The organism is Dietzia maris (assembly GCF_014144855.1).
In the GTDB taxonomy this organism is placed as follows: Bacteria; Actinomycetota; Actinomycetes; order Mycobacteriales; family Mycobacteriaceae; genus Dietzia; species Dietzia kunjamensis.
In genome coordinates this window covers 1-6,118 of the sequence record NZ_JAALDN010000369.1, presented here as the reverse complement: position 1 = coordinate 6,118, position 6,118 = coordinate 1, and the positions used below count along the sequence as shown (strand labels likewise).

At 71.5% G+C, this 6,118-nt stretch carries 5 protein-coding genes; 2 read left to right on the top strand and 3 right to left on the bottom strand.

What is annotated here, in order from left to right:
• On the top strand, window positions 1–529 hold a 529-nt coding region (locus G6024_RS12160), incomplete at its 5' end, for a nucleotidyltransferase family protein (RefSeq protein WP_159148811.1).
• Here G6024_RS12160 and G6024_RS12155 read toward each other — a convergent pair.
• The 3 genes from G6024_RS12155 to G6024_RS12145 are packed head-to-tail and all read right to left on the bottom strand — an operon-like array spanning window position 523 to window position 4,180.
• Entirely contained in the window at window positions 523–2,625 is a 2,103-nt protein-coding gene (locus tag G6024_RS12155; protein WP_159148810.1) for a xanthine dehydrogenase family protein molybdopterin-binding subunit, read from the bottom strand. The two genes, G6024_RS12160 and G6024_RS12155, sit on opposite strands and share 7 nt — an antisense overlap.
• Window positions 2,622–3,650: an FAD binding domain-containing protein gene (locus G6024_RS12150; RefSeq protein ID WP_069389687.1), complete on the bottom strand. Its 1,029-nt coding sequence runs from the start codon at window positions 3,648–3,650 to the stop codon at window positions 2,622–2,624. Before G6024_RS12150 ends, G6024_RS12155 begins: the two co-directional genes overlap by 4 nt.
• The gene (locus G6024_RS12145) at window positions 3,647–4,180 is read right to left on the bottom strand and encodes a (2Fe-2S)-binding protein (RefSeq protein ID WP_069389686.1); all 534 of its coding nucleotides are present in this window, start codon (window positions 4,178–4,180) and stop codon (window positions 3,647–3,649) included. Before G6024_RS12145 ends, G6024_RS12150 begins: the two co-directional genes overlap by 4 nt.
• Before the next feature lie 145 nt (window positions 4,181–4,325).
• Here G6024_RS12145 and G6024_RS17065 point away from each other — a divergent pair, with 145 nt between their 5' ends.
• Window positions 4,326–5,981, top strand: a complete 1,656-nt coding sequence (locus tag G6024_RS17065; protein ID WP_159148809.1) for a RecQ family ATP-dependent DNA helicase — start codon at window positions 4,326–4,328, stop codon at window positions 5,979–5,981.
• Window positions 5,982–6,118: the final 137 nt, after the last annotated feature.

Genomic DNA, 6,118 nt, shown 5'->3' with positions numbered 1-6,118 from the left:
GGGTCGCCGGTTCGGCCGGCCCAAGGCCGTGGTCGACTTCCGCGGAGCACGGCTGGTCGACCACGCCGTGGCGCTGCTCCACGCGGGCGGATGTGAGCGGGTCGTGGTGGTCAGTGGCGCGGTCGAGCTGGACGTGCCCGGCGCCGAGGTGGTGCACAATCCGCTCTGGCAGACGGGGATGGGGTCCTCGCTGCGCGCCGGGCTCACGGCCGTCGGGGCCGAGGACGCGGTGGTCGTCCCCGTCGACATGCCGTGGCTGGGCGCGGAATCGGTCCGCCGGGTCATGGCCGCCGATGCGCCACTGGCGGTCGCGACCTACGGCGGGGTCCGTGCACACCCCGTCCTCCTCGGCGCATCGCACCATGCCGCGATCATCGCCTCGGCGGTCGGTGACGCCGGAGCTCGCCACCATCTACGGGAGCACTCGCACGAGGTGCGGGAAGTGCCGTGCGACGGCACGGGGTCCCCGCGCGACATCGACCATCCCGCCGATCTCAGGGACGACGGCGGTCCGACCGGCGGTCACTGATCGACGGGCAGGTGTTCCAGGAGCGCGTCGGCGTGGACCGGTAGGTCGCGGATGCGGGCACCGGTCGCGTTGTAGACGGCGTTGACGACGGCCGCCGCGCTGCCGACGTTGCCGATCTCGCCCGCACCGCGCGTGCCCATCGGGGTCGCGTGCTCGTCGACCTCGTCCAGCCACACCGCGTCGATATCCGTGGCGTCGGCGTGGGTCGGGACGTGGTAGTCCGCGAGGTTCTGCGTGACGACGTGGCCGAACCGGGTGTCCCGCACGCTCTGTTCGTGCAGCGCCATGGACAGCCCGAACGTCATGCCGCCGATGAACTGCGACCGCACGGTGCGGGGATTGACGACCCGGCCGATGGAGAACACGCCCAACATCCGGGGCACCCGGATCTCCCCGGTGTCGGCGTCCACGCGGACCTCGACGAAGTGGGCGCCGAAGGAGATCGCACGGTAGCGCTCGAGCTCGGGATAGTCGCCGGCCGCGGCGGTGGTCTCCGCGCCGCGGGGCGGATCGTCGCCGTACCTGGTCCGGAACCGTCCGGCCGCGGCGAAGATGGCCGAACCCCAGGATGAGATGCCGGACGAACCGCCGGCGACCGTGGCGTAGGGCAGGGCCGAGTCGCCGATCTCCAGGGTGATCGACTCGGCGGGTCGGCCGAGCGCGTCGGCGGCGACCGCGGTGAGCGCGGTCCACGTGCCGGTGCCGATGTCCACGGCCCCCACCCGGACGCGGTATCGGCCGTCGCCCTCGGCACGGATCGTAGCGCGCGACCCGGGTTGCACCATGTGCGGGTACGCCGCACCCGCCACGCCGTAGCCGACCAGCCAGCAGCCGTCCCGACGGGAGGCCGGAGTGGTCGGGCGCCGGGACCACCCGAATCGCTGCGCACCCTCGCGCAGGCAGTCGACCAGGCGCCGCGACGTCCAGGGTTTGCCCGACTCCGGGTCGGTCTCCGGGTCGTTGCGCACCCGTAGGTCGATGGGGTCGAGCCCGCACGTCTCGGCCAGCTCGTCCATCGCGACCTCCGCCGCGAACGCTCCCGGGGCCTCCCCCGGCGCACGCATCCAGTACGGCGCGGGCACATCCAGAGGCACGGCACGGTGAGTCGTCCTGCGGTTGGGCGCGGCGTACATCGACCGGGACGGGACCGCGGACTGCTCCACGAACTCCTTGACCCGCGAACTCTGCGACCAGGCCTCGTGGCCGATCGCGGTCAGGTGCCCGTCAGCGTCGGCGGCCAGCCGGATCCGGGACACCGTCCGCGGGCGGTACCCGACGAAGACGAACATCTGCTGCCGGGTGACCGCGTACTTGATCAGCCTGCGCGGCAGGTGCATCGCGCCCAGGGCGGCCAGCACGTCGTGGGCGTGCGGTGCGCCCTTGGAGCCGAAGCCGCCGCCGACGTGTGGCGCGATGACCCGGATCTGCCCGGCCTCCAGGCCCAACACCGGTGCCAGCGTCGTGGCCACGCCGTGCGGGGACTGGGTGGAGTCATACATCGTCAGCAGGGGCTCGTCGGGGTCCCAGTGGGCGGAGACGGCGTGCGGCTCCATGGGATTGTTGTGTTCCTCGGGAGTGGAGTAGCTCTGGTCCACGACGTGGCCGTCGACGCCCGCCTGTGCGAGGGCGGGGCCCATCTCACCGGTCGCGGACGTGGGCCCGTAGCCGCCGTTGACGACCTCGGGCTCGTAGGCGTCGGCATGGTCGGGGCGAAAGGCGACGTCGTGGGGCGCCTGGTCGTACGCCACCCGCACCAGCGACTGGGCCCACCGCGCCACCTCGGCGGTCTCGGCCAACACCAGTCCGATCGGCTGACCGCGATAGAGCACCTCCGCGTCCTGACAGATGGCGTACTCGCGCTCCGAGGTGTCGGCCAGCCGCGGCGCGTTCCACGGGGTGAGCACGGCGAGAACCCCCGGCTCGGCCTCGGCCGCCGCGGTGTCCATCGCGGTGACGGTGCCCCGCGCGACGGTGGCGGTGATCGGATGAAGATGCACCGTCTCGCCCGGCCCGGTGTGCTCGAAGGCGTACGGTGCCGTCCCGGTCACCTTGGCGGAGCCGTCGAGACGGGGGACGGACGTGCCCATGGCGCTCATCGAGCATCCTCCTGTCCGGCCGCACCGGCGCGACCGCTCGTAGACCCGGCCGTCAGGTCGCGCAAGACGGCGATCATCGTCCGCCGCAGCAACGGCACCTTGAACTCGGTGCCGTCGACGGGCTCGGCCGCGGCCAGCTCGGCGTCGGCCGCCTCGGCGAACGACGCGGCGGTGGCGGCCCGACCCGTGAGCGTCTCCTCGGCCCGGGTGGCGCGCCACGGCGCGTGGGCGACTCCACCGCAGGCGATCCGGGCGTCGGTGACGACTCCGTCGTCGACGCTCAGATGCGCGGCCACGGAGACGATCGCGAATGCGAAGGACGCCCGGTCACGGACCTTGCGGTAGGTGGCGACGGCGCCGCGCACGGGAGGGGGCAACTCGACCGCCACCACCAGCTCGTCACTCTCCAGGACAGTGTCCCGCTGGGGTTGGTCACCCGGGAGACGGTGGAACCGTGTGACCGGGATCCGACGTTCCCCGCCGGGACCCACGACGATCACAGTCGCGTCGAGTACCGCCAGGGCGACCGCCATGTCGGAGGGATGGGTGGCGATGCAGTCGGAAGAGTGGCCGAAGACCGCGTGATAGCGCGTGTAACCACCTATGGCGGAGCAGCCGGTTCCGGGCTCGCGCTTGTTGCACGGGGTGGTGACGTCCTGGAAGTACACACAGCGGGTCCGTTGGAGCAGATTGCCCCCCGTCGTGGCGAGGTTGCGCAGTTGCGGTGACGCGGCGGACAGCAGTGCGCGGCTCAGCACCGGGTAGTCGGCCCGGATGAGAGGGTGGGCAGCAAGGTCGGCGTTGCGTACGTTGGTGCCGATCCGCACGCCGCCGTCGCCCGACCGGTCGACGGAGTCCAGCGGGAGCCGGGACACGTCCACGACGACGTCCGGGGTGGCCACTCCCAGCTTCATCAGATCGATGAGATTGGTACCGCCCGCCAGTGGTCTGGCACCGGCGTGCTCCTGCAGGAAGGCGACGGCCGAGTCGGTGTCCGTGGGACGTTCGTACCGGAACGGTCTCATCGCTCGGCCCCTTCCGCCTCGTCGCCCGCGGAATCGACGACCTGTCGGATGGCGGCGACGATGTTGGGGTAGGCGGCGCATCTGCACAGGTTGCCGCTCATCCGTTCCCGGATCTCCTCGTCGGTCAGGGCGATCTCCGCACCCGGATCCTCGGTGACGAGGCTCGGCGCGCCGGCCCGGGCCTCGTCGATCATCCCGACGGCGCTGCACACCTGACCGGGTGTGCAGTAGCCGCACTGGAACGCGTCGGTGTCGATGAACGCCTGTTGGAGCGGATGGAGGCCGTTCTCGGACAGGCCCGCCGCGGTGACCACGTCCTTCCCCTCCTGCGCCACCGCCAGCGACAGGCACGAGGTGACCCTGCGGTCGTCAACCAACACGGTGCAGGACCCACACTGTCCGTGGTCGCAGCCCTTCTTGGCCGAGTAGTTACCGAGCCGGTCGCGCAGAGCGTCGAGGAGGGTCGTGCGTGTGTCCACGGTGACGACATGCTGCTCGCCATCAACCCTGAGAGTGATGTCCATCTCCATATTCCGACTGTAGGCGCGGCGGCAGGTGCCCCGCGACCGGTCGGGGGCGCGTGCGGTGGGAGCACACCGCCCAGTGCGCATACGCTCGACGGTCCGGGACCATCCCACCGCGGGCAGCCCGACCGCGGATAGAGAGGACGCACTCGTGACGACGACCCAGGCCGAGGCCACCGATCCCCACGAGGTGGCGCGCCGCGTGTTCGGCTGGGACGACCTGCGCCCGATGCAGGCCGAGGCGATCGAGGCGGCGGTGGGAGGCCGCGACGTGCTGGCGGTGCTGCCCACCGGCTACGGCAAATCGGCGATCTACCAGCTCGCCGGGATCATGGCGGACGGCCCGTGTGTGGTGGTCTCACCGCTCATCGCGTTGCAGAGCGACCAGTGCGAGGGTCTGAACTCGCTCGCGGATTCCGCGCCCACCCGGTCGCTGGCGATCAACTCCTCGATGGGCGTGCGACAGCAGGCGGAGGCCTGGGACGAGGTCGTCGCGGGGCGCGTCCACTTCGTGTTCCTCACCCCTGAGCAACTGGCCAAACGAGAGGTGCTCGACCGGCTCCGTGCCGCCGAGCCGAGCTTCCTCGTGGTCGACGAGGCGCACTGCGTCTCCGCCTGGGGCCACGACTTCCGCCCCGACTACCTGCGGTTGGACGCCGCCCGCCACCGGATGGGGTCGCCGACCGTCATCGCGCTCACCGCCACCGCCTCGACCCCGGTCCGCGAGGAGATCGTCGACAGGCTCGCCATGTCCGACGCCCTGGTGCTGGCCGGAGGATTCGACCGGTCGGAACTGCACTTCGCGGTGAGACGGCACGTCGAGGACGACGGCAAACAGGACGCGGTCGTGGAGCGGGCCGTCGAACTCGGCGGCCCCGGACTGGTCTACACCGCCACCCGCCGGTCCACCGAGGAGTACGCCGAGCGGATCGCCGCACGAGCGGCCGACTCGGATCGGCCGATGAGGGTGCGTGCCTACCACGCCGGCCAGAAGTCGGCCGACCGCGAGGAGACGCTGGGCGCCTTCCTCGATGGTGACCTCGACGTGGTGGTGGCGACGAGTGCGTTCGGGATGGGGATCGACAAGGAGGACGTGCGGTTCGTCCTGCACGCCGACATCCCCGACTCACTCGACACGTACTACCAGGAGGCGGGACGGGCCGGCCGCGACCGCGAGCCGGCGACGATCGAACTCCACTACCGCAGCGAGGACCTCGGCCTGCGGAGTTTCTTCTCGTCGCACAGCGCCGACGAGGAGGTCATCCGGGCGGTCATCAAGCACCTCCGCCGGGCCGACGGCCCGGTGCGGCTGACCCGGTTGAGGAAGTCGCTGGACTTCGGCGGAAAGCGCGTCACGGGGGCGGTCAATCTCCTCGAGGCGGCGGCGGTCGTCGAGTCCGGGCGGGAGGGCCTGCGACTCGTGGAGGACGTGCGGCCCAAGGAGGCGGTCCGGCGGGCCGAGGAGACGTCGGAGACGTTCGAGCGGATCGATCGCTCGCGGATCGAGATGATGCGCGGATACGCCGAGACCGACGGGTGCCGTCGCCAGTTCCTGCTGGGGTATTTCGGTGAGGAGCTCGCGGACCCGTGCGGGAACTGCGACACCTGCGACGCCGGCACCGCGGTCGACCTCACCCACGACGCGGCGGATTTCCCCCTGCAGTCCGCGGTCGTGCACCGTGAGTGGGGCTCGGGGATCGTCATGAGCGTCGACGACGACCGGCTCACCGTGTTCTTCGAGGAACAGGGCTATCGGACGCTGTCACTCGACCTGGTGCGCGACCAGGAACTGCTCACCCGGGCATGACGGGTGGCGAGCCCGGCAGCCCGGCAGCGATGCCGGCGACGGTCTCGAGCCACCACAATGCGGGGGCGCAGGCCGCGGCCAGCAGGACCGCACCGCTCTCCCACACCGGGCCGAGCGCGGCCGCCGCGGTGCCGAGC